This is a genomic window from Nonomuraea sp. B19D2, assembly GCF_040137845.1.
In the GTDB taxonomy this organism is placed as follows: domain Bacteria; phylum Actinomycetota; class Actinomycetes; order Streptosporangiales; family Streptosporangiaceae; genus Nonomuraea.
In genome coordinates, this window is sequence record NZ_JBEFAK010000005.1 from 91,489 (window position 1) to 111,087 (window position 19,599).

Annotated in this window: 19 protein-coding genes; 8 read left to right on the top strand and 11 right to left on the bottom strand. The window is 71.1% G+C overall.

All coding sequences use genetic code 11. From position 1 onward, the window contains the following. Window positions 1-20: 20 nt before the first annotated feature. A complete protein-coding gene (locus ABN273_RS11665) occupies window positions 21-287 on the bottom strand; it encodes a hypothetical protein (protein WP_349448726.1) in 267 nt (88 codons plus the stop codon). A 91-nt stretch (window positions 288-378) separates the two neighbouring features. Here ABN273_RS11665 and ABN273_RS11670 point away from each other — a divergent pair, with 91 nt between their 5' ends. Both ABN273_RS11670 and ABN273_RS11675 read left to right on the top strand, forming a co-directional pair. Then, entirely contained in the window at window positions 379-1,164 is a 786-nt protein-coding gene (locus tag ABN273_RS11670) for an IclR family transcriptional regulator (RefSeq protein ID WP_349448727.1), read from the top strand. A gap of 76 nt (window positions 1,165-1,240) precedes the next feature. Next, complete coding sequence (locus tag ABN273_RS11675) at window positions 1,241-2,098, top strand: polysaccharide deacetylase family protein (RefSeq protein WP_349448728.1); 858 nt, start codon at window positions 1,241-1,243, stop codon at window positions 2,096-2,098. 162 nt (window positions 2,099-2,260) lie between these two features. Here ABN273_RS11675 and ABN273_RS11680 read toward each other — a convergent pair whose 3' ends face one another. After that, complete coding sequence (locus ABN273_RS11680) at window positions 2,261-2,542, bottom strand: DUF3040 domain-containing protein (RefSeq protein ID WP_349448729.1); 282 nt, start codon at window positions 2,540-2,542, stop codon at window positions 2,261-2,263. A gap of 134 nt (window positions 2,543-2,676) precedes the next feature. Here ABN273_RS11680 and ABN273_RS11685 point away from each other — a divergent pair, with 134 nt between their 5' ends. Continuing rightward, on the top strand, window positions 2,677-3,708 hold the full coding sequence (locus ABN273_RS11685; RefSeq protein WP_349448730.1) for an Rv2578c family radical SAM protein: 1,032 nt from the start codon (window positions 2,677-2,679) through the stop codon (window positions 3,706-3,708). Between the two features lie 85 nt (window positions 3,709-3,793). Here the strand turns inward: ABN273_RS11685 and ABN273_RS11690 are convergent, their stop codons facing one another. Both ABN273_RS11690 and ABN273_RS11695 read right to left on the bottom strand, forming a co-directional pair. Beyond that, entirely contained in the window at window positions 3,794-3,937 is a 144-nt protein-coding gene (locus ABN273_RS11690) for a hypothetical protein (protein WP_349448731.1), read from the bottom strand. A 52-nt stretch (window positions 3,938-3,989) separates the two neighbouring features. Continuing rightward, entirely contained in the window at window positions 3,990-4,556 is a 567-nt protein-coding gene (locus tag ABN273_RS11695) for a CGNR zinc finger domain-containing protein (RefSeq protein ID WP_349448732.1), read from the bottom strand. A gap of 85 nt (window positions 4,557-4,641) precedes the next feature. Here ABN273_RS11695 and ABN273_RS11700 point away from each other — a divergent pair, with 85 nt between their 5' ends. Then, window positions 4,642-5,508, top strand: a complete 867-nt coding sequence (locus tag ABN273_RS11700) for an alpha/beta fold hydrolase (RefSeq protein WP_349448733.1) — start codon at window positions 4,642-4,644, stop codon at window positions 5,506-5,508. A gap of 104 nt (window positions 5,509-5,612) precedes the next feature. Continuing rightward, on the top strand, window positions 5,613-6,533 hold the full coding sequence (locus ABN273_RS11705; protein WP_349449003.1) for a S1C family serine protease: 921 nt from the start codon (window positions 5,613-5,615) through the stop codon (window positions 6,531-6,533). A gap of 92 nt (window positions 6,534-6,625) precedes the next feature. Here the strand turns inward: ABN273_RS11705 and ABN273_RS11710 are convergent, their stop codons facing one another. The 4 genes from ABN273_RS11710 to ABN273_RS11725 all read right to left on the bottom strand — a co-directional run bounded on the left by ABN273_RS11710 (window position 6,626) and on the right by ABN273_RS11725 (window position 13,465). Further along, window positions 6,626-8,005, bottom strand: coding sequence for a glycosyltransferase family 4 protein (locus ABN273_RS11710; RefSeq protein WP_349448734.1), 1,380 nt, complete (start codon window positions 8,003-8,005; stop codon window positions 6,626-6,628). Between the two features lie 155 nt (window positions 8,006-8,160). Then, the gene (locus ABN273_RS11715; RefSeq protein ID WP_349448735.1) at window positions 8,161-11,265 is read right to left on the bottom strand and encodes a S41 family peptidase; all 3,105 of its coding nucleotides are present in this window, start codon (window positions 11,263-11,265) and stop codon (window positions 8,161-8,163) included. A 122-nt stretch (window positions 11,266-11,387) separates the two neighbouring features. Continuing rightward, complete coding sequence (locus tag ABN273_RS11720) at window positions 11,388-11,513, bottom strand: hypothetical protein (RefSeq protein WP_349448736.1); 126 nt, start codon at window positions 11,511-11,513, stop codon at window positions 11,388-11,390. Window positions 11,514-11,599: 86 nt separating this feature from the next. Continuing rightward, window positions 11,600-13,465 (bottom strand): GTP-binding protein, encoded by a 1,866-nt coding sequence (locus ABN273_RS11725; protein ID WP_349448737.1) that lies wholly within the window; start codon window positions 13,463-13,465, stop codon window positions 11,600-11,602. A gap of 263 nt (window positions 13,466-13,728) precedes the next feature. Between ABN273_RS11725 and ABN273_RS11730 the strand changes: the two genes are divergently transcribed. Continuing rightward, window positions 13,729-14,442, top strand: coding sequence for an HNH endonuclease family protein (locus ABN273_RS11730; RefSeq protein ID WP_349448738.1), 714 nt, complete (start codon window positions 13,729-13,731; stop codon window positions 14,440-14,442). A gap of 26 nt (window positions 14,443-14,468) precedes the next feature. Here ABN273_RS11730 and ABN273_RS11735 read toward each other — a convergent pair whose 3' ends face one another. Continuing rightward, the gene (locus ABN273_RS11735; RefSeq protein ID WP_349448739.1) at window positions 14,469-15,305 is read right to left on the bottom strand and encodes a GDSL-type esterase/lipase family protein; all 837 of its coding nucleotides are present in this window, start codon (window positions 15,303-15,305) and stop codon (window positions 14,469-14,471) included. Window positions 15,306-15,522: 217 nt separating this feature from the next. Here ABN273_RS11735 and ABN273_RS11740 point away from each other — a divergent pair, with 217 nt between their 5' ends. Continuing rightward, window positions 15,523-16,752, top strand: a complete 1,230-nt coding sequence (locus tag ABN273_RS11740; protein WP_349448740.1) for an isochorismate synthase — start codon at window positions 15,523-15,525, stop codon at window positions 16,750-16,752. On the opposite strand, the gene ABN273_RS11745 is transcribed toward ABN273_RS11740, so the two are convergent. Continuing rightward, window positions 16,753-17,373: a YigZ family protein gene (locus tag ABN273_RS11745; RefSeq protein WP_349448741.1), complete on the bottom strand. Its 621-nt coding sequence runs from the start codon at window positions 17,371-17,373 to the stop codon at window positions 16,753-16,755. A 108-nt stretch (window positions 17,374-17,481) separates the two neighbouring features. Here ABN273_RS11745 and ABN273_RS11750 point away from each other — a divergent pair, with 108 nt between their 5' ends. Continuing rightward, window positions 17,482-18,330: a metallophosphoesterase family protein gene (locus tag ABN273_RS11750; protein WP_349448742.1), complete on the top strand. Its 849-nt coding sequence runs from the start codon at window positions 17,482-17,484 to the stop codon at window positions 18,328-18,330. Here ABN273_RS11750 and ABN273_RS11755 read toward each other — a convergent pair. After that, window positions 18,324-19,562: a right-handed parallel beta-helix repeat-containing protein gene (locus tag ABN273_RS11755; protein WP_349448743.1), complete on the bottom strand. Its 1,239-nt coding sequence runs from the start codon at window positions 19,560-19,562 to the stop codon at window positions 18,324-18,326. The genes ABN273_RS11750 and ABN273_RS11755 overlap by 7 nt on opposite strands. Between the last annotated feature and the right edge of the window lie 37 nt (window positions 19,563-19,599).

Consider the following 19,599-nt stretch of genomic DNA (forward strand, 5'->3'; position numbering starts at 1 on the left):
TGCCGGAGCAGGCCGTGGTGCTATGCGACAGGCGTCGCGCCGAGGGCGGCCAGGCCGCGGTCGATGATGCGGGCGAGCTGCTCGCGTTGCTCAGGAGTGAGCTCCGCCAGCGGCGCGCGGACGGGTCCGGCGGAGCGGCCGCGGATGTCCGACCCGGCCTTGACGAGGGAGACGGCGTAGCCGGGGTCCTCCGGCGCAGCGCGGCGAGCGGGGCGAAGACCTCGGCGAGCTCGGCCACCGCCGCGGGAGAGTGAGGCGGCGGCCCGCGGAGCGGTGGGGGATATCAACAGCAACCTCTTGTCTACATATGGAGACAGCGTCTATATTTGTAGCCGAGACATTAAGTTGATGTTTCCGTGAACGTCAAGAGTGTGAGCAATGGCGCAACACATCCCGGATCCATCACCCCAGCTCATCGGCACCGGAGGAGGCGTCAGGAGCGTCAAGTCAGCCGAGCGGACCATCGCGGTGCTCGAATACCTGAGCTCCGCCACGCATGCGTGCTCGCTGCGCGAGGTGGCCACCGACCTCGGCCTGCCCCGGGCCAGCGCGTACGCGCTGCTCACGACGCTGGTGAACACCGGCTGGGTCGAGGCCGACGGCGCCGGCCGCTATCGGATCGGCATCCGCGCGCTCCGCGCCGGCGCGGCGTACGTCGAACGGGACGACGTCGTCCAGCGGGCACAGCCCGTGATGAACCTGCTGAACGACGAGCTCGGCGAGACCGTGCACCTGGCCCGGCTCGACGGCGCGGAGATCGTGTACCTGGCCACCAACATCTCCCGGCACTCCCTCGCCGTCGTCTCCCGGCCCGGCCGTCGCCTGCCGTCATGGGCGACCGGGCTCGGCAAGGCGATCCTCGCCGGGCACCCCTGGCGGGAGGTCGACGAGCTCCTGCCGGAGAACCTGGAGCCGCGTACCGTCAACACCATCACCGACCGGACGGCCCTGCGTGCCGAGCTCGAGGAGATCAGGCGCCGCGGCCATGCCGTCGACGAGCAGGAGTCGACCATCGGCCTGCGCTGCTTCGCCGTCGCCCTCGACTTCGGGTCTCCCCCGAACGAGGCCCTCAGCTGCTCCGTCCCCGTCGTCCGCCTCGACCCCGAACGGGAGAAGGTGATCGTGGCCGCGCTGCTCCGCGCCGCCGAGCGCATCATCCGCTGAGCACGCGGCCCCGACCTTGGATCTCGTGCCGCGAAAACCGGTGGATACCGTCCTTCGCGACCGACAGTCTGGGATCATGGACGCACTCCTGGGATTCGAGCGTGACGCGCGCCTGCTGATCGTGAACAACGACGACTTCGGGATGTACCGTGCCGTCAACGAGGCGGTCGTGCGCTCGGTCGAGGAGGGGATCTCCAGTTCGTGCAGCCTCATGCCGCCCTGCCCGGCTGCGGGACACGCCATGGAGCTGCTGCGCCGGCGGCCGGAGCTGCCCTTCGGGATTCATCTGACGCTGGTGTGCGACACGCCTCGCCGTCGGTGGGGGCCGTCGGCGGGGAAGGAGAAGGTGCCGTCCCTGCTCGACGGGACGGGCGAGCTGTTCACGCCGGACCGCGTACCGGAGTTGCTCGCGCAGGCCCGGCTGGACGAGGTGGAGCGGGAGTTTCGCGCGCAGATCGCCGCGGTGACGGACGCCGGGCTGGCGCCGACCCACCTCGACTGGCACTGCCTGGCCGACGGCGGACGTGCCGACATCTTCGATCTGACGGTCGCGCTGGCCGACGAGCACGGCCTGGCAGTGCGGGCCTGGCTCGACCCGGCGCGCCGGAAGCTGCGGGCGCGCGGGCTGCCGGTGGTGGAGCACGACTTCCTGGACAGCTTCCGGCTCGGCCTCGACGACAAGGCGGCCACGTACGCGAGGCTGCTGCGCGAGTTGCCGCCCGGGCTGAGCGAGTGGGCCGTCCATCCCGGACTGGGGGACGAGGAGGCCAGGGCCATCGACCCTGACGGGTGGCGGGTGCGCCGGACCGACTACGAGTTCCTCACGTCGCCGGAGGCGCGCGAGCTCCTCCGGCAGGAAGGGATCGTCGTGATCGACTACCGGATGCTCCAGGCGGCTTGGACGGCCTCGGCGAGGAGCGGGGACGCAGCGTAAGCACGGCGGCATGTGGACGGACCACGCCGTCAGCCGATGGGACGGGGAAGGGCCCAGAAAGCGCCGCCCGAGGAGCTTGCGAAGACGGCGACCGGGAAGTGGCGGCGCGCGGTCGTCAGACGAGGGGGCGGGGTGGGGAAACGGGGCGGGGAAGCGGGGTGGTCAGAAGGCGGCGGCCAGGGCCAGCGCGGCGGCGGCCTCGTGGCGGAGAACCATGATCAGAAGCGTGGCGACCAGCGTGGCGATGAGGAGCCAGCTGATCAGGATGATGACCGTCGAGCGGCGCGGCCGGTGCCTGCGGACTCGCTGCCCCTGGGCCTTCTCCTCGCTGCGACGCACTCGCTCGTTGAACGACTCCAGCCGTGCGACGAGTCGCGGATCGTCGTCGACGAGGTGCTGCTCGATCTGGGCGAGCATCCGTTCCTCGTCCTGCGACCAGGCCATAGGTGCACCTCCCGAACGCAAGCTCTGCGACGTCTTTCTGCCCAACCCTGAAGATCATTAGCCCCCACCTGACTACCTAATTGCAACCTCTTTTCGGTTTGCGATCAAGCTCGAACCTTTGTTCTAATCATGGCATGCGCTGGGACAACCTGCGCCTGGCCGGGGCCGGCCGGGACGACCCGGCCGTGCCGCTGTTCGCCCGCGGCGCGGTCACCCGCACCTTCGACACACCCGAGTTCAAGGGGATGACCTTCTACGAGATCCGGGCCAGATCCCTCATCAACCGGGTCCCCGGGGCCAGCCGGGTCCCGTTCGAATACACGATCAACCCCTATCGCGGGTGCACTCATCGCTGCATTTACTGTTTTGCCCGAAAGACGCACGAGTATCTAGATTTTGATGCCGGTGCGGACTTCGACTCGAAAATTGTCGTCAAGGTCAACGCGGCCGAGCTGGCCCGCAAGGAGCTGGCCTCGCCCCGCTGGGGCGGTCACCACGTGGCCATGGGCACAAACGTCGACTGCTACCAGCGCGCGGAGGGCCGCTACCAGCTGATGCGCGGCATCCTGTCCGCGCTGCGCGACGCTCGCAACCCGTTCTCGATCCTGACCAAGGGCACCCTGATCCTGCGTGACCTCGACCTGCTGACGGAGGCCGCGGACGTCACGGAAGTGGGCGCCAACGTGTCCGTCGGCTTCGTCGACCCGGCGCTGTGGCGCGCGGTGGAGCCGGGCACGCCCAACCCGCGCAGACGCCTGGAGACGTGCGCGACGCTCAACGACAACGGCATCGCCTGCGGCGTCCTGATGGCCCCGATCCTCCCGCACCTCACCGACTCCCCCGCCCAGCTGGAGGCCACCGTCAAGGACATCGCCGCCTCCGGCGCCACCCACATCGCCCCGATCGTGCTCCACCTGCGGCCTGGGGCGCGGGAGTGGTGGCTGGGGTGGCTGTCGCGCGAGCACCCGCGCCTGGTGCCGCGCTATCTGGAGCTGTACGGGCGGGGCGCGTACGCGCCGAAGGCGTACCAGGAGCGGGTGACGGGGCTCGTCAAGGAGCTGGCCGAGCGTCACGGAGTCGGCCGCGCGACCCCTGCCATGGCCCGCCGCATCCCGCCACGCCGTGCACCGATCCCCGAGGAGCCGGAGCAGCTACGCCTGCTGTAGGCCCGCCGCCGGTCGCGCCTCGCGTGCCGCTCCGGGGATACCCGGCTATGGGAGACGTTGACCGCACGCGCGATCTGAGCCACTGTCAGCGCTTCGGCCAGGTGACCCGTTCCAGCAGGCCGGTCAGCGAGGCCAGCTCGCTTCCAGCAGCCTGGACCGCAGGGAAGGTCCGCACCGCGCCGTCGGCGCACGCGCGGAAATGGACGTAGAGGTGTTCCGAGCGTCCCACGTAGCGGTACTCGACCGCGGATCCCGGCGGAGCGAGGCGGGCGCGGTGGCGGTCAGGGGGTCTTGTGGCGCTGGTAGTGCCGGGCGACGCGGGTGCGGTTGCCGCAGCGCGTGGCCGAGCACCAGCGGCGGCGCGGGTGGGCGGGCAGGAACAACAGCACGCAGTCGTCGGCCTCGCACTGGCGCACCTTGACGACCGCCGGGTCGGCGAGGAGGCCGGCCGCGGCCTCGGCCAGCCATGCCCCCAACCGCGCCACGGCGGAGCCGGTGCGGCGGCGGGTCGCCGTGACGGCCGCGCCGTTCCAGCCCAGCTCGCTGATGGCGGGCGCGTCGCGCTGGGCCTGGTTGAGGGCTTCCAGGTCGCCCGCCGGCGGTGGGACGGCGTGGCGGGCGTGCTCAACGGCGCGCGTCACGTGCTCGCGGACGGCGCGCACGGCGGCCAGGTCGGCGTCCGTGAACGTGGCGGCGGCGAGCTCGCGCGCCTCCGGGAACCGGTCGGCCCGCAGGACCAGCCATGCCCGCAGGTCGTCGGGCGTGGCCAGCAGGTCGCCGAGGGCCGGGCGGGTGTTGACCAGATCCAGCGCCAGCGGCTCCCCGGTCAGAGGCGTGAGATCGCTCATGCGCCTAATGGTACCTAACGGAATTGACACATTAGAGCGTCGATGGCTATACCTAATGCATCTCTCCCGTTGAAAGGCATTAGCAGTGGCCATCTCCCGTACCGTCCACCGCCACCTCGACGTCGACGGCGTCCAGGTCTTCTACCGCGAGTCACTCCCCGACCGGGACGACGCGCCCGTGCTGCTGCTCCTGCACGGCTTCCCCTCGGCGTCACACCAGTTCCGCCGCCTCATCGACGCCCTCGGCGACCGCTACCGGCTGATCGCCCCCGACTACCCCGGCTTCGGCCACACCCAGACGCCCGGCGACTTCGCCTACTCCTTCGACCGCCTCGCCGACGTCATGGAGGGCTTCGTCCAGCGGCTCGGCCTGGCCAGGTTCGTCATGTACGTCTTCGACTTCGGCGCCCCGATCGGGTTCCGCCTCGCCGAGCGGCACCCCGAGTGGATCGCGGGCCTGGTCGTCCAGAACGGCAACGCCTACTCGGAGGGCCTGTCGCAGGGCGCCCGTGACTTCATCGCGCTGCGCCCCGAGACCCCCGGCTCCGACAAGTCCATCCGCGACCTGCTCACCCCGTCCGGCACCCGCGCCCAGTACGAGACCGGCGTCGCCGACCCCGGCCTGCTCGCCCCCGACGGCTGGACCCTCGACCAGCACTTCCTCGACCTGCCCGGCCGCAAGGAGGCCCAGGTGGCGCTCGCGTTCGACTACCACACCAACGTCCAGCGCTACGACAGCTGGCAGGCGTGGCTGCGCCGGCACACCCCACCCACCCTCATCGCCTGGGGCACCGGCGACCCGTTCTTCCTTGAGCAGGGAGCCCGCGCGTACCTGCGCGACGTGCCCGACGCCGAGCTCCACCTCTTCGACACCGGCCACTTCGCCCTGGAGACCCACCTCCCGCAGATCGCCCCGCTCATCGCCGGCTTCCTCGACCGCGTCTGGACGTAGCCGACGATCCCCTCCTGCGTCGGTCCCCATTCGGAAGAAGGGCGGCCGGTGTTCCCCCGAGTTGGGAGTTAACGTGTAATCCTGTAAGCAAAGGAGGGCACGTGATGGCGGATCCCCTCGACGCCTACTCGCGCGTCGTCTCTTCCGTGGCGGCCGAGTTGCTGCCGAAAGTGGCCAGCGTGCGGGCGGGCCGGGGCAGCGGGTCCGCGGTGGTGTTCACCGCCGACGGGTTCCTGCTGACAAACGCGCACGTGGTCGGGTCCTCGCGGGACGGCACCGTCGCGTTCGCCGACGGGAGTTCGGGTGACTTCACGGTGGTCGGGCGGGACCCGCTGTCGGATCTGGCGGTGATCAGGGCGCAGGCGGCCACGCCCGAGCCCGCCACGCTCGGCGACAGTGACGAGCTGGTCGTGGGCCAGCTCGTGGTGGCCGTGGGCAACCCGCTCGGGCTGGCCGGGTCGGTGACGGCCGGCGTGGTCTCGGGGCTGGGGCGGTCGCTGCCTGCGCGCAGCGGCTCGGCCGTACGGCTCATCGAGGACGTGATCCAGACCGACGCCGCGCTGAACCCGGGCAACTCCGGCGGCGCGCTGGCCGACTCGCAGGCGCGGGTAGTCGGGATCAACACGGCAGTGGCCGGAGTGGGTGTGGGGCTCGCCGTGCCGATGAACGGCACGACCCGCTCCATCATCGCCGCCTTGATCAGGGACGGGCGGGTCAGGCGGGCATTCCTCGGGCTGGTGACCTCGCCCGCGCCGCTGCCCGAGCCGTTACGGCGGCGTACCGGGCAGGCGGGGGCGCTGCGCGTGGTGGAGGTGGTGCCGGGCTCGCCCGCTCACCGGGCCGGGCTACGCGCCGGCGACCTGGTGCTGAGCGCGGGCCGCAGCCCGGTGGGCGACGCACAGAGCCTGCAGCGGCTGATGTTCGCCGACGCGATCGGACGGCCGCTGCCGATCACCGTCCACCGGAACGGCGCGCTCGTCGATGTCATCGCCGAGCCGGTGGAGCTCACCGGGTCTGGCGTCTGAGCGCGTTGATCACTTCACGGATGTCAGCGTTCCCGACTGGCGAGCCGGAGCCGGTGGCAGGTCACCGGCTCTGGCCTACACGCCGGTGATGGTCATGGCCGCTCGCCGCTGACCCCGCTGACCTTGCTGACGTGCGGCGTGCCGGTGGGCGACGCTTCTGCCTGTGCGGCGGCGTCCGACGGCGTGGGGGGCGTCTCGGTGGGTGGGCGCTGGGGCCGGACGTAGGTGCCGTCGCGGCGGGCCAGCAGCTCCGCCAGCAGCGCGTCCCACTTCTCCCCGATCGCGTCCACGTCGTACGTGCGCGCCGTCTCCAGCGCCCCCGCCGCCAGGCTGCGCCGCAGCGGCTCGTCCTCGATCACCCGGATGATCGATTCCGCCAGGTTGGCATTGGTACGCGGCTTGACCAGCAGCCCGTCGACCTCGTTCGTGATCATCTCCTTGGGCCCGTGCGGGCTGTTGAAGCTGACGATCGCCAGCCCCTTGCCCATGGCCTCCAGGATCGTCATCGGGAAGCCCTCGTGCCGGGAGCTCAGCACGAAGATCGACGCCTTCTCCAGCTCGGCCCCCACGTCGGAGGTGGGCCCGGGCAGCTCGACCTTGTCCTCCAGCCCCGCCTCCCTGATCTGCTGCGCGAGGTTCTCCTCCTGCGGCCCGGTGCCGTAGATGCGCAGCTTCCAGTCGGGGTGGGCGGCGGCGACCGTCTCCCAGGCGGTGATGAGCCGGTGGAAGCCCTTGATGCGGGTCAGCCTGCCGACCGCGACGGCGACCTTGGCGTCCAGCTTGGACACGCCGCCGGACATCGGCGGTACGGCGTTGGGGATGCGGGCCAGCTTGCGCGGCTTCTTCGGCAGCGTCTCACGGTAGTCGCGCAGGTCGGCCTTGGTGAGCGTGACCAGGGCGTCGAGGCGGCGGTAGCGCCACTTGATGAGCTCCTGCATCGACTCGGCCTGGGTGCGCAGCGCCACGTGCTCCTGCCCGATCGTGATGACGCCGGGCTGCGCCAGCTGGGCCACCGCCAGGTTGAGCCCCGGGCGGGTGGCCATCAGCACGCCGGTGTCGAGCGAGCGGATGTAGCGGGCCAGCCTGAGGTCGGTCCACAGGTTGAAGCGGTGGTACGCCGACTCCTCCTTGGGGATGAGCCGGCTCGGCATCTTCGACAGCATCGCGCGCACCGGGTCGGGGCTGGGATGGAGCCGGTCGTCCAGGAAGCGGAACTTCACCCGCGGGTCGATGGGGAAGAACGGCTCCTCGGCCTCCTTCAAGATGCTCACGATCTCGACGTCGTGCTCCTTGGCCAGGTAGCTGGCCAGGTTGAACACGGTCCTGATCGTCCCGCCCATCCCGTAGGCGTGCAGGAGCAGAATGCGGACCTGCCCGGTCGACGGCGGTGGCGCGTTCCGTGCCTTGCGCCGGTTGTACCCCCGATACAGCCGGACCACAGCCGACTTTCCCTTGCGTGCCAGTGCGCGCACCTGACAAATCCCCTTTTATCGCTGGAAGGAGTCCAACACACATGGCCGACGGCGAGGAGTCTCACCACCGGCTTATTGTCCCGCTTCGGCGGAGTGCACGTGTTCATCCCCTATGCGCTAACCCCACCTATGATCTTTAGACGCCCGTTACGCCCCTAAGGTTGCATGCGCGGCCGATGCCGGAGATCGGGAGTATGCGGCGGTCGCTCGGCCAGCAGGTCGAGCGCGACGTCGATAGCTCGCTCTAGCTGCGTGTCCATGCCTCTGGCGTAATCCTGCGGAGTGATGTCGACCTCGATGTCGGGATCTGTGCCGTAGTTCTCGACCTGCCAGCCGACGTCGTCGAAGGCGAAGGAGAACTCCGGCTGCGTCGTCACCGTGCCGTCGGCGAGCTGGTGGCGCGGCCAGATGCCGATGACACCGCCCCAGGTGCGCTTGCCGACCAGCGGGCCCAGCTCCAGCAGCTTGAAGGTGTGGCTGAAGATGTCGCCGTCGGAGCCCGCCCACTCGTTGGTGATCGCCACCAGCGGCCCCCGCGGCGATTCCGGCGGGTACGGCTCCGGGTCGCCCCACCGCGGATAGTCGTAGCCGAGCCGCCGCCGGGCCAGCTTCTCCAGCAGCAGCGCCGAAACGTGCCCGCCGCCGTTGAAGCGCACGTCCACGATGAGCGCCTGGCGGCCGTACTCGGCCAGGAAGCCCCGGTGGAACTCCCCGAACCCCTCGGCCCCCATGTCGGGAATGTGCAGGTAACCCACGCGCCCGCCGGAGCGCTGGTGGCACTCGGCGCGGTTGAGGTTCACCCAGTCGCGGTAGCGGGCCGGCTGCTCGTCGGCGAGGGCGCGCACGGTGACCGTGAACACCCGCTCCTCCCGGCGCAGCGTCAGCTCGACCTCCTCGCCGGCCTGGTTGACCAGGCGCTCGTTCGGGGTCGCGGCCGTGCCGATGGGCGCGCCGTTGATGGCCAGGACCGCGTCGCCCGCACGTACGTCGAGACCGAGCCGGTTCAGCGGCGAGGTCGCCTTGGGATCCCATGGGTCACCGGTCACGATGGAGCGGATGTGGTAGACGCCGTCGCGGTAGTCCCAGTCGACGCCCAGCTTGCCCTGGCTGTACTCGGGGCCGGGGCGGTATTCGCCGCCGCTCTCGTAGGCGTGGCTCGTGGCCAGCTCGCCGTGCAGCTCCCACAGCAGGTCGGAGAACTCCCCGCGGGTCGTGACCCGCTCCACCAGCGGCCGGTAGCGGTCGTAGACGGCCGGCCAGTCGACGCCCGCCATGTCCTCGGTCCAGAAGTTCTCCAGTTGCAGCCGCCACGCCTCGCGGAACATCTGCCGCCACTCCGACTCCGGGCCGACCGACACCTTGATCCGCGACAGGTCGATCCAGCCGCTCTCGCGCCCCGGCGTCTCCTCGTCGCCGGGCGCCTCCCCCGCCTTGACCACCCGCAGCCTGGAGCCCGCGCGGTAGAGCAGGGTCTTGTGGTCGCGGCCCAGCTCGAAGTCGGTGACGCCGTCCGCGAACGGCTCGTTCTTGCCCTTGGCGAAGTCGTACAGATGCAGGGAGTTCTCGCCCTCGAGCGGGCTGGTGAGGATCAGCACCTTGTCCTTGAGCCCGGCCACCCGCTCGTAGCGGCCCTCGGGCAGCGGGAACGCGGTGACGCGCCGGGCCAGCCCCTCCAGGTCCACGCGCAACGGCTCCGGCTCGGAGTCGTCCTCGTCCTTCTCCCCCAGGGGCCGCTGCACGGGCACGAACGGGTCGGGCGCGTCGGCGCGCAGCGCCACCGCGTACGGGCGGGTGCCGAGCGGGAAGCCCAGGTCGAACTGGAGCTGGTCGTAGACGGGCGAGAAGATCCGCTGGCCGATGAAGTAGAGGTAGCGCCCCTGCGGGTCGAACGCCGGCATCGAGTCCTTCAGCACCGGCTCCGTGGCCTGCACCGTCCGCCCCGTCTCGGGGTGGTGCAGCTTGATCGCGCTGGACCGGGAGTTGAGCGGGCTCGTGTACGCCAGCCACCGCCCGTCGTGCGACCAGGCCGGTTCCTCCGGCGCCCCGTGCGGGTTGGCCTCGACCAGGTCCGCCTGGCCCGTGCCGAGGTCGAGCAGGTGCAGCTCGTGGCGGTGGTTGGCGACGGCCACCCGGTCGTGCGCCGGGTCGGGGACGAGGGCGTTGATCCGCCCCAGCCGGGCCACCTCCGTGCCGCCGCCGCCCTCATGACCCTCCAGGATGACCAGGCGCTCCTCATCGCCGTCGTCGCTGGCCGCCGCGATCAGCCGGGCGCCGTCGTTGAGCCAGGTCAGGAACCGGTAGCGGATGCCGTCGGGCGAGCCGTACTGCTGCACGGGCCCCTCCCAGTCGGCCATCGCGTACGCCTTGCCGCGCGCCGTGACGGCCAGCGCGCTGCCGTCGGGGCTGAGCGTGGCGCTGTCGAGGTAGTCGGCGGGATCGACGAACCTGCGGTTGCGCTGCGTCCTGGAGCTGGCCAGCAGCACGTCCAGCTTGCGGGCCGGCTCGCCGGGCTCGAGCAGGTAGAGGTCGGCGCCCGCGTGGTAGACCAGCCGGTGCCCGTCGCCGGACAGGTTGCGCGCGTAGTAGTCGTCGTGGTGGGTGTGCTTGCGCAGGTCCTGGCCGTCGGGGGTGCACGAGTAGACGTTGCCGACGCCCTCGTGGTCGGAGATGAAGCACACCCGGCCGCCGCTCCAGCAGGGCGAGGCCAGGTTTCCCGGCAGCCTGATCAGCCGCCGGAACTCGCCGTCGCCGCGCGGGTCGATCCACAGGTCGCCGACCGTGCCGCCGCGGTAGCGCTTCCACCGCGCGGGGTCGGCGGTGTTGCGGCCGAGCACGATCATGCCTTCGGGCCCGTACGCGATCGAGTTGGCCGGTCCGTACGGGAGCCGCTCCGGGACCCCGCCGGGCGCGACGCGGTGCAGCCATTTGCGGCCCTCGAACGGCTGGGCCGCGTCGCTGGCGTAGAGGATGCGCCCTTCGGGGTCCCAGCCGGTGACCGTGCAGCGGGCGCCGTGGAAGGTGACCCGGCGGGCCGCGCCGCCGTTGGACGGCATGACGTACACCTCTTCCGGGCCTTCCTCGCGCCCGACGAACGCGAGCTGGTCGCCGCGCGGCGAGATGCGCGGGTAGCCCGCCTCGGCGAGCCCGGTGGTCAGCCGGAAGGCCCGCCCGCCCTGGGCGGACACCATCCACAGGTCGTCCTCGGCGGCGAAGACGACCACGTCCTGGAAGACAGCCGGGAAGCGCAGGTAGGCCGACATGAGGGCAGCTCCAGATCGAACCGACAGCCGGGAGCGCGAGGCCCCCGGCTGTCAGATCACGTCTCTCGGGTCAGACGAGTTGCCGCTGCTGCCCAGCCGTCCGGCCGGGCAACCGGGAGGGGTCACTCTTCGTCCGTGGACGACTTCCGCGTCTCCCTCTTGGTCTCCTTGGCCTGCCTGCTGGTCTTGATGGACTGCTTCTTCGACTTGCCGGACTTGGCGGCGGGTTTCTTCTTCGTGTCTGCCATGGGAATCCCCCCTGTACGGACGTGTGCCCCCGAATGGTGCACTGTGCCCCTTAATACCCATCTCACGGCGAAACCCGACATACCGCCTATCGAGTAGGCCGGTCCCCGGCGGACGCGGACCACCACACGCCCTCGCCGTGCGACAGCCCCGGCAGCCGCCGCTCGAACTCGTGCACCGCGGCCGCCGGAATCTCGCCCGCCAGGACCCAGGTGTCGTCGCGCCTGTCGGCGTCGCGTACCTCGCCGCCCAGCGCCGCGAGCGCGGCGGTGACCGCGCTGAACGCCTCCAGCGGCACCTCCAGCTCGAAGCGGTGACACGGCTCGTACACGGTGGTGCCCGCCAGGCGCAGCGCGCGCATGAGCACGATCGGGGTGCGGCCGCGGAAGTCGGCCGCGACCGTGACGGGCGCGTCGTAGCCGGTCCTGGTCAGCGTGACCAGGACGTCGGTGACCGGCCAGCCCCGCGGGCCCTCGCGCAGCGCCAGGTGCACGCTCTCCTCGATCGCCCGGTGGAACGCCAGCGGCAGCGACCCGAGATCGACCTCCAGCCGGTAGCCGACGCCCGACCCTGTCACGCCCGGCTCGACGCGCAGGCCGACAGTGGCCATGAACTCGTTGCGACCGTGCCGCTGGATCTCCTCGACGGCCTCCGCGGCGCCCGACGGGCGTTCGAAGTAGACGGGGCGGCTCGGCTCGAAGACCGCCTCGACGCCGAAGTCCCTGGCCAGGGTCTCGCCGATGACCTCTTTCTGCACCTCCCCGTAGAGCAGGACCGAGGTCTCGCCGCCGGCCAGCGTGCGGGTGCCGATGAGCGGGTCCTGCTCGGCCAGCGCGACGAGGGCGGCGTGCAGGCGCGGCTCCTGGCCGGGGACGCGGGGCCGTACGACGGTCTCCAGGCTGGGCGGGGTGAAATGGGCCTGATTGACCCGCCCCGGCTCGCCCACGGTGTCGCCGACGCGGATCTCTGGCACGCCCCAGACCTTGACGATGTCCCCCGCCACCGCGTGCCGTCGTCCGGGCGCGCCGGCCACGGCGAGCGCGGTCAGCCGCCCGTCGTAGGCCTCTCGTCCCCGGTGGAAGGTCAGGTGCTCGCGCGCGCGGAGCGCTCCCCCGCGTACCCGCAGATAGGCGGCCTTCTCGCCAGAGGGGGCCCGCTCGATTGCGAACACCGACGCGCGCGCCGCCTCCTCCGGGTCCGCGTCGGGCTGGCGCACGGCGGGCAGCAGGTGGATGGCGTCGAGCAGCTCGGCGACGCCCTGCCCGGTCAGCGCCGAGCCGAACAGCACCGGGTACGCCTCCCCGACGGCGCACTGCCGCGCCAGCGCCGCGCGTACCTGGCCGAAGTCGGGCGTCTTGCCCTCGACGAGCAGCTCCAGGAGCCCGTCGTCCCCCTCGGCGAGCACCTCGGCCGCCTCCTCCGGGAAAGCGACCTCCGCGGTGGTGGCCGCCTTGGAGCCCAGGCGCCGCACGGTGTTCAGTGCGACGCTGTACGGCGAGAGCCGCCGCCGGATGTCGGCCAGCAGCTCCCGCTCCCTGGCGCCCGCCCGGTCGATCTTGTTCACGAAGATCAGCGTGGGCAGGCGCAGCCTGCGCAGGGTCTTCATCAGAACCCGGGTGTGCGGCTGGACGCCCTCGACGGCCGACAGCACCAGCACGGCGCCGTCGAGCACGCCGAGCGCGCGCTCCACCTCGGCCACGAAGTCGCTGTGGCCGGGCGTGTCGACCAGGTTGACCCGCAGGTCACCCAGGGCGCCAGAGAGGGGGAACGAGGCGACCGCCGCGCGGATGGTGATGCCGCGACGGCGCTCGATCTCACCGGTGTCGGTCTGTGTGCTGCCCTCGTCGACGCTGCCGAGCCGGTCGATGACGCCGGTCTCGAACAGCAGCCGCTCAGTGAGACTGGTCTTGCCCGCGTCTACGTGCGCGAGGATGCCGATGTTCAGGATGTGCATGGGTGATGGAGCCCTCGGGAACTCTCGTGCCAATGGGGCGCTGGGAGATTCCGAGGCACCGCATCTCATGCTCCTGATCGTCGGCGGGCGACTGCGCGCCCATGGTGCCACCGCGCACCGGGCGGAGGCCAACGATTTTCACCGGCTGCCGCACCTCGGTCGACGTCCGGGTCGGTCGGGCGATCAGTCACATAACCCTCCCCGTGTCAAAACACCCGATGACGGGAATTTCTCTAGACAACCTTGGATGTTCGGAGGCCTGCTTGAGCGCGAAGGACGCCATCGCCCTTCTGGCGGGAGCCATCATCGTCGCTTCCTTCGTCGGCAGCACCAAGACCCATCCGGCCACCGCGGCGAGCCCGCTCGGCAACGCGAGCGGCACGCTGCCCGGCCTGGCCCCCCTCGTCTCCGACGCCGACAAGGCCAGAGCACGCGGCCTCATCAAGCGCCTGCGCGTCAAGGGCTTGGGCCCCAACATCGGTTACGAGCGCACCCGGTACGGCGAGAACTGGGCCGACAGCGCGACCGGCGTGCCGTACGCGCGCAACGGCTGCCGCACCCGCGACGACCTGCTGGCGCGCGACGGTCAGAACGTGACGTACCGGGCGGGCTCCAGCTGCGAGGTCGTCTCGATGGAGCTGACCGACCCCTACACCGGCAGGACCATCTACTGGCACAAGGACAATCCCGACGAGGTGCAGGTCGATCATGTGGTGCCGCTGAACTACGCCTGGCGCATGGGCGCGCCGCGCTGGGCGATGTCCAAGCGGCTGGACTTCGCCAACGACCCGCTCAACCTGCTGCCCGTGGACGGCGACGCCAACGAGCAGAAGGACGCCTCGGGGCCGGCGAGCTGGCTGCCGCCGCAGCGGCGCATCCGGTGCGCGTACGTCACCCGCTTCGCGCAGGTCGCGCTCAAGTACGACGTGCCCGTGCGGGCGGCCGACAAGAAGATGATGCTCACCCAGTGCCGCTGACCATTCAGCGGACCGGGCTGAGGTCGTCAGCGGGGGTCGAGCCAGGTGAAGCCGTGCTCGAACGTCAGCTGCGCCAGGATCCGCTGCCCGTCCGTGTTCGGGTGGAAGTAGTCCCACCGGCTGAGGTGGTCGAACGTGAACCGGTAGGAGAACACCGCGCCCCCGTCGGTGTGGCAGGCCGGGCCGAAGGCGGCGCACGCCTCGGCCGCCGCCTTGTTGTAGGCCACGACCCGCGCCCGCACCCGCTCGCGGCGCTCGGTGTCGGCTCGCGCGGTGGAGTCGGGCTTGGCGAGCATGGTCTGGCAGATCCGCCCCACTGTCCAGAACGTGCGGGCGATCGCGCTGGCCTTGCCGACCTGCCACAGCCGCCGCAGATCGGGGATGCTGGCGATGAGCACCCTGACCGTGGGCATGCCGGCGCGCAGCTCGGCCAGGGCCGCGTCCAGCCGCTGCCGGTACGTCTCGACTGGCGTCATGGCCTGCTCGGTACGGGTGCACGCGTCCTGGGCGCCCACCAGGATCGTCACGTAGTCGGCCTTGGCCTCGACCGCCTTGCGGACCTGGCCGAGCAGGTCGGCGCTGGTCGCTCCGGGGGCGGCGAAGTTGAGGTTGTGCTTGTGGAGCGTTCCAGACATCTTCGACAGGCGCAGGTAATGGCTGGACACCTGCGGGTTGTCGCCGACCGACCACGAGCGCGCGCCGCAGCGGACGTACCAGCCGCAGGCGTTGAAGCCGCTGGAGATCGAGTCGCCGAGCGCGGCCATGATCGCGGGCACCGGCTGGGCCTCGGGAGCGGCCTGGGCCGGACCGGCGAATGAGGCGAGAATCACTGGAGCGAGCACGGAGCCCAGGCGATCGATCATGGACCCAAGGTAGGAAGTGGATCATCGACCGGCTATGGCGTTCCGGCAAGGTCTGTGATTTCAGGACCGACTTCATATCGCCGCTTGACAGGCCGGACGCGATCAGGTCGGGGCGAATACGGCTCAGCGTCCGGGTTTTTCCGGGTTCATTGTCCGTAACCTTGCATTCACGGGGGTCCGAGTCGAACGTGTTCAGTTCCCGCATAGAGTGTCTTGGGTGAGTGTCGCGCTCGGAACAACCCGCCCGCTGCCGGTTCGCACCACCCCCGTCGGTGACCCGGGCGATCTGCTGGCATCCCTGCCCAGAACGGCGCCCTACGCCTGGGTCAGGAACGGCGAAGGGCTCGTCGGCTGGGGTGAGGCCGCGCGGGTGGCGGTGCCCCCGGGCCCTGGCCGGTTCGCCTGGGCCCGCCAGTGGCTGGCCACCGTGTTCGGCGACGCCCATGTCGACGACGCCGTGCGCACTCCCGGCTCCGGCCCGGTCGCCTTCGGCAGTTTCACCTTCGACGAGGACGCCCACGGCTCGGTCCTCGTCGTCCCGCGCGCCGTGCTGGCCCGCCGCGGCGGCCACGCCTGGCTCACCACGATCGGCGACGCGCCGCTGGAGAGGTTCTCCCCCGTCCGCGACCCCGGCCGCATCCGCTACGGCGACGGCAGCCTGACCGCTCCGGAGTGGGAGGAGGTCGTGGCCAGGGCCGCCAAGCGCATCCGTGACGGGGAGCTGGAGAAGGTCGTGCTGGCGCGCGACCTGGTCGCCACCGCCGAGCGGCCCATCGACGTGCGGCTGCTGCTCACCCGGCTGGCCCGGCGCTATCCGGAGTGCTACACGTTCTCCGTCGCGGGGCTGGTCGGGGCGACGCCCGAGCTGCTGATCCGGCGTACCGGCCAGGAGATCGAGTCGCTCGTGCTGGCCGGCACCACCGCCCGCGGCACCGGCCCGGCCGACGACTTCGCGCGCGGCGCCGCGCTGTTCGCCTCGCCCAAGGACCGCCACGAGCACGAGTGCGCGATCGCCTCGGTCCGCCAGGCCCTCGCCCCGCTCTGCTCCTTCCTGGAGACGCCCGACGAGCCCGAGCTGCTGATGCTGCCCAACGTGCAGCACCTGGCCAGCCACGTCAGCGGGCGGCTGGCCGACGGGGCGTCGGTGCTGGACGTGGTCGCGGCCATGCATCCCACGGCCGCCGTCGGCGGCACCCCGACCCGCACCGCGATCGAGGTCATCCGGGAGCTGGAGGGCATGGACAGGGCGGGATACGCCGGGCCGGTCGGGTGGATCGACGCCCACGGCGACGGCGAGTGGGGCATCGCGCTGCGCTCGGGGCTCGTCCAGGGCCGCCGCGCCCGCCTGTTCGCGGGCGGCGGCATCATGGGCGACTCCGACCCGGCCGCCGAGCTGGCGGAGGCCCAGGCCAAGTTCCGCGTGATGCAGTACGCCCTGGAGGGGTGATCAGGCGGGGACGTGGATGTCGTCGCCCACGTCCACGCGCGCCCGCCCGGCGGTCAGCGCGGCCATCCAGTCGGCGAACGGCGCCACCTCGTCCTCGCCCACGGCGACGGCGAAGGTGACCTCGCCCGCGTACGTCACGTCGCGCACCGGGTGGCGGGAGGCCCGCAGGTCGTTCTCCACCCGCCCGGCCTGGTCGTGCGCCACCGCGACGCGCACGAGCTTGGCCGGCACCATTCGCACCGGCTCGGCCCGGTCGAGGGTCTCGGTCACGGCGGAGCCGTACGCGCGCACCAGGCCGCCCGCCCCCAGCAGGGTGCCGCCGAAGTAGCGGGTCACCACCGCGACCACGTCGCTGAACCCCCTGCCCACCAGGGCCTGCACCATCGGCGTGCCCGCGGTGCCGCCCGGCTCGCCGTCGTCGTCGCCCTTCTGGATGCGCGCGCCGATGACGTAGGCGGTGCAGTTGTGGGTCGCGCCGGGATGCTTCTGGCGCCGCCCGCCGATGAACGCGACCGCCTCCTCGACGCTGCGCGCGGGAGCCAGGGCGCAGATGAAGCGCGAACGCTTGGCCTCCGTCTCGTGTTCGACGACGGTGGCGAGGGTGAGGTACGGGGCGGGCACATTCGACAGCGTATTCGGCTGCGGTGGCGGCGCGGGCACCGCCCGCGCCCTGTGACGCCCGCCTGCCGCGTGGCATGCTCGTAGTCACGCGCGAAGGAGGTACGCCCGTTGCCCAGACAAGGCGAGAGCAAGTTGCTGGCCATCAGCGACCTGCACGTCGGCTACGCGGAGAACCGGGCCATCGTGCAGGAGCTGAAACCGGCCACCCCCGGTGACTGGCTGCTGGTCGCGGGCGACGTCGGCGAGCGGCTGGCGGACATCGCCTGGGCGCTGGGGCTGCTGGCGGGCCGGTTCGAGCGGGTCGTCTGGGTGCCGGGCAATCACGAGCTGTGGAGCCCGCCGGACGAGTCGCCGGACCTGCGCGGAACGGCCCGCTACGAGCACCTGGTCGGCATGTGCAGGGACCTGGGCGTGCTGACCCCCGAAGACGACTATCCCGTGTGGGAGGGGGCGGGCGGACCGGTCAGGATCGTGCCTCTCTTCCTGCTCTACGACTACACGTTCCGGCCGGCCGGCCACCACACCAAGGAGAGCGCGCTCGCGTACGCCCACAGCACCGGGGTGGTCTGCACCGACGAGTACCTCCTGCACCCGGACCCCTACCCGAGCCGTGAGGCGTGGTGCCAGGCCCGGGTGGAGCTGACCGAGCGGCGGCTGGCCGGGCTCGACAACGTGCCGCTGGTTTTCGTGAACCACTATCCCTTGGTACGCGAGCCGACCGACATCCTGCATTACCCCCAGTTCGCGCAGTGGTGCGGCACGACGGCCACCCGGGAGTGGCACACGCGCCACCCGACCGCCGCCGTGATCTACGGCCACCTCCACATCCCCCGCGTCACCTGGTACGACGGCGTGCGTTTCGAGGAGGTGTCGCTCGGCTACCCGAGGGAGTGGCGCCGCCGGCCGGGCGGCCCCATGCTGCTGCGCGACGTGCTCGTCGAGGAAGGCCGTCAGTAGCCTCTGGTGACCTTCACCCCTGGCCCGATCTTGCGCGGCACCCCGATGCCGTCGATCAGGTTGCCGCTGGAGGCGACGGACATCGACTTGCCCTCCCCGTCGCCCTTGGCCAGCAGGATGCCCGTCTCACGCTTGGTGCCGTGGCCCAGGACGGTGTTGCCGGTGATCGCCGCGTGGCCGGTGCCGTAGTTGACCGCGTCCAGGGCGAGGTAGACGAAGTTCACGTCGGGGGGCAGCGGCCCCGAGTCGGTGTACGTGCGCTCCGGCGGCGCCGAGCCCTCCCGCCTGGCCTCGCCCAGTGCCTTGCGCAGTGCCGACAGCCCGTCCGGCGGCGGCAGGAACTTGTGGATCCGGTTGGCGTTGATCGTCGTGTTCGCCTCGCCCTGCAGGTCGCAGCGGATGCCGTAGTACGTCTGGTTCGCCGTGCTCTCGGCGCCGAAGTCCTCGATGTAGTTGTTCTGGATCGAGGTGCCGAAGCAGCGGTGGGCGTCGATGGCGTTCTTCGGCGTCGCGTACAGGTGCAGGTCGCTGAACGTCCAGCCGGCCGCGTTGTCGCTCTGGATGGCGTGCGTGCCGCTGAAGCCGATCCAGGAGCGCTGCAGCGTCCAGTCGGTGACCGAGTTGCCGGGGTCGACGACCCGCAGTCCGGCCTCGGCGGCGCCCTCGATGTAGACGTCGCTGATGACGCTGTTGACCATGGTGTTCTTCAGCAGCGTGCCGTTCTGTGACGGGTTGCTGATGCGGATGCCGTCGGACGGCGTGCCGTAGATGTCCACGTCGTACACGCGGGTGTTCCACGAGCGCAGCAGCAGCCCCACGGTGCCGGTGTTGTTGTCCCGGTTGCCGTCGATCGTGAGCTTCTCGACGCGGATCGTGCTGCCGCTGTAATCGGTGTTCTTCACCCACCCCTCGGAGGCGAGCACCGCGGGCAGGTTGGCGCCGTCGGCCTGCCTGAGCACCGCCCCGGCCTTGGCGTCGCCCCGGTACGTGCGCCGGTCCTCCAGGCTGATCGTGGCGTCGATCAGGCACGTGCCCTTGATGACGATCTCGTCGCCCTCCTTGGAGGAGTCGATCGCGGCCTGCAGCGTCTTGGCGTCGCCGGCGGTGTTGGCGCAGGCCGCCTCCACCCTTGAGGCCGCGGCGGGCGGCACCGGCATGAGGATGGCGGCCCCCGTCACGGCCATGGCGAGAGCGGCGCCGCCGGCGAGCAGGCGGGTCGGTGAATGACGCACTGTCGGTCCTTCCGTCAGAACGATGTCCCCGGAGACG